Genomic DNA, 3140 nt, shown 5'->3' with positions numbered 1-3140 from the left:
AAACCGCTTATCACTAGGTCGGCATCCAGTACGCCGGGCTGGCCTATGCCAACTACTTTCATACCGCCGGCTTTGGCTGCTTCAACCCCGGCAATGGCGTCTTCAAATACCACGCACTCCCCGGGTTCAACGCCTAATTCTTTTGCGCCCTGTAAAAATACTTCCGGATCGGGTTTGGCCTTGCTTACTTTGTTACCATCAATAACCGCATCAAACAGGTTGGTGATCCCTGTTTTGTTGAGTATGGTCATGGAGTTTTTACTGGCCGATCCTAATGCTATTTTAATACCGGCCTTACGGCATGTTTCCACAAACTCCTTTGCGCCGGGCAGTATCTCATCAGGTTTCATCTGGTTCACCATTTCCATGTACCAGGTGTTTTTTTGTGTCGCCAAAACCTCCTGCTCTTCTTTAGTTTTGGTAACTCCGCCCCAGCCTAAGATAAGTTGAAGTGAGCGCACACGGCTTACACCTTTCAATTGTTCGTTCTGGTGCTCTGTAAAATCGAACCCTAATGAATTTGCCAACCTTCTCCAGGCTTTATAATGATAAACAGCTGTATCTACAATTACACCATCCAAATCGAAAATACAAGCTTTAATATTGTTCATTTTTAATTTTTAAGTACGTGACATAAAGCCACTAAGATATAGTTTTAATGAGTATGGCCGGGTAAAATCTCCAGCACCAATGCCGTTTTGCCTGGTACGGTAACCTGCGCCAGGTCAACCGGCTCATCGGTAATCACATTGCGGGCCTTTTTGGCATCGCCTATGCGTTCAAAATACCTTTCGGTAGTGGTGGTTTGCTCTTTTTCGCCGCTGTTAAATATAATCATCACCGTTTTTGCAGCATCGTACCTAAAATAAACATAAATGCCTTTTTCGGGTACAAACTGCATCAGTTTACCGGTTTGCAGGGCGGTTGTTCCTTTGCGGTAGTTAGCCAGTTTGCTTACATAGTTATAGGCTTCGTTTTCTTTTTTACTCCTGCCATCGGCAATAAATTTGTTGTCTTTATCACCTTTCCAGCCACCAGGAAAATCCTCGCGAACCAAACCATCCGGATCGGAATAGTTTTTCATCAGGATCTCATCACCATAATATAATTGCGGTACACCACGCATGGTTAACAACATTGCCATCGCCGATTTGTATTTGGTAAAATCTTCTTTCACCATAGATAGTAAACGACTCATATCGTGGTTATCCATAAATATGGTATTGCGGGTGGCATCCTGGTATAAAAAATCCTGTGCTATTACGGAATAAAGGCGACCAACACCATCCACCCAGCCGTCGTTGCCATTAATCGCCTCATAAATGGCATCCTTAAGTACGGCATCGGTTACACCAGGCAAGTGTGTATCCATACCGCGGTTAACCGTATTGCCCTGTGTAAAAAAGGCCTGGTTGGCAGCGGACCATACCAGGGTTTCGCCAAATATCGAAAGCTTGGGAAATTCGGCTTTAACATCCTGTGCCCATTTAGCCATGTAAATAGGATCATTATAAGGATAGGTATCCAAACGGAAACCATCTATACCGGCATACTCTACCCACCAGATGTGGTTTTGAGTTAAATAATTTTGAACGTAAGTATTATTCTGGTTCATATCGGCCATCCGGTGGTCAAACCAGCCATCGGCCATCAGTTTACGGTCCATCGGTGAGGCATGCGGATCCATCACAGCAGCATCCCTGAAATTTGATTTGGTATAGATTGGCCACTGGTGTACCCAACTTTTCATCGGCATATCCATAATGGTATAGCCTTCGGTACCGGCATGATTGTGTACAAGATCTTTAATCACCTTTAAACCCCTGGCATGGCATTTCTCGACAAACTTTTTGTACAGTTCATTGGTGCCATAGCGTGGGTCTATCTTATAATAATCGGTAACGGCATAACCGTGGTATGAAGCATGCGGCTCATCGTTCTCAATTTCTGGTGTTAACCATATAGCTGTTACGCCCAAACCTTTCAAATAATCCAGGTGGTTCATTATGCCCTGCAGATCGCCGCCATGGCGGCTGTACATCGAGTCGCGGTGCACACCTTTCTCGCGCATGCTATCAAAGGAGTCGTTGCTTTCGTCGCCGTTACTGAAGCGGTCGGGCATAATCAGGTAGATCAGATCCTTGCTGGTTACGCCCTGTATCCGGCCGGCAGATTTGTCGCGATTTTTAAGCGCATATTCATAAACAATGCCCTTTTGCCCGGCTCTGTTGAACTTTATCGGGAACGTTCCCGGACGTGCAGATGAAAAAATCTGCAGATCGAGGAATAAATAATTTGGATTTTCGACTTTGTGCACTGCTTTAAGCTTAACACCGGGGTAATTTAAAGTCACATTGCAGCTTGCAATATTATTGCCATGAACAACGAGCTGAAGATTGGGATTGCTCATACCCACCCACCAAAACATGGGCTCTATACGCTCTAAAGCGGGTATCTGAGCCATTGCGCCCAATGCAAGCATAACACTGCACAAGGTAAAAAGCAAAGTTTTTTTCATATGGAAACAGGTCAAAAAATATAATTGGCTGCGTAACGGGTTTGTGACCAGCATCGGCGTTCCAAATTTATAATAAAATTGATTTGTTGTGCGAAAATTTTAATAATTATTGATATGGATAAACCGCGGATCAAAAAAAAGTTTAATCTTATTTGGATTAATTATAAACAATGGCGATATTTGCAACGTTATATGATTGCAACTCCCACCCTAACAACCCAATGGACTGATGTTTTTAAAACAGCCAAAGGTGCCATTTATCAATGCGACGAAGAGCGCTGCTGGTATGTTGATTTTGCCGGTAAAGTTGCCAGGTTTGATTATCGTTGTTTGCTGAAACTCCGTAAAGCCGTTTATCATATAGATATTGAGCATGCCCTGTTAAACACTACCAAAGATCCGGATGTGGAGATCATTTTCATCTGCGCCTGTGATCATTGCTATGTTTTATCCCTTTTACAGATCATCGCCCTTAAAGAGCTTTTAGAAGGCACTTTTGTAATGCTGGAATTGAACCACATCCTGCATGATCGTTTATGCACCGTTAGTGTATAGTAATTTAGATTAATTTCATATTGCTTTTATATTGAACTAATATAAACTTATTGCGTTAATATTGTAT

Annotated in this window: 3 protein-coding genes; 1 reads left to right on the top strand and 2 read right to left on the bottom strand. The window is 43.0% G+C overall.

The window, feature by feature from the left end; genetic code table 11:
* A partial coding sequence (gene pgmB / locus AC1DPZ_RS24540; RefSeq protein ID WP_477408411.1) for a beta-phosphoglucomutase occupies nucleotides 1-611 on the bottom strand: 611 nt, incomplete at its 3' end.
* Nucleotides 612-655: 44 nt separating this feature from the next.
* A complete protein-coding gene (locus AC1DPZ_RS24535; RefSeq protein ID WP_477408409.1) occupies nucleotides 656-2518 on the bottom strand; it encodes a glycoside hydrolase family 13 protein in 1863 nt (620 codons plus the stop codon).
* Between the two features lie 192 nt (nucleotides 2519-2710).
* Between AC1DPZ_RS24535 and AC1DPZ_RS24530 the strand changes: the two genes are divergently transcribed.
* Nucleotides 2711-3073 (top strand): hypothetical protein, encoded by a 363-nt coding sequence (locus AC1DPZ_RS24530; protein WP_477408407.1) that lies wholly within the window; start codon nucleotides 2711-2713, stop codon nucleotides 3071-3073.
* Nucleotides 3074-3140 lie beyond the last annotated feature (67 nt).

The organism is Mucilaginibacter sp. P4_G9 (assembly GCF_056400985.1).
The sequence above is the reverse complement of the archived record's forward strand: the minus strand, read 5'-3'. Positions and strand labels throughout refer to the sequence as shown.

What these genes read in the sequence shown, in the direction of transcription:
- AC1DPZ_RS24535 (WP_477408409.1), bottom strand. Translation starts at nt 2,518, where the DNA reads ATGAAAAAAACTTTGCTTTTTACCTTGTGCAGTGTTATGCTTGCATTG.
- AC1DPZ_RS24530 (WP_477408407.1), top strand. Translation starts at nt 2,711, where the DNA reads ATGATTGCAACTCCCACCCTAACAACCCAATGGACTGATGTTTTTAAA.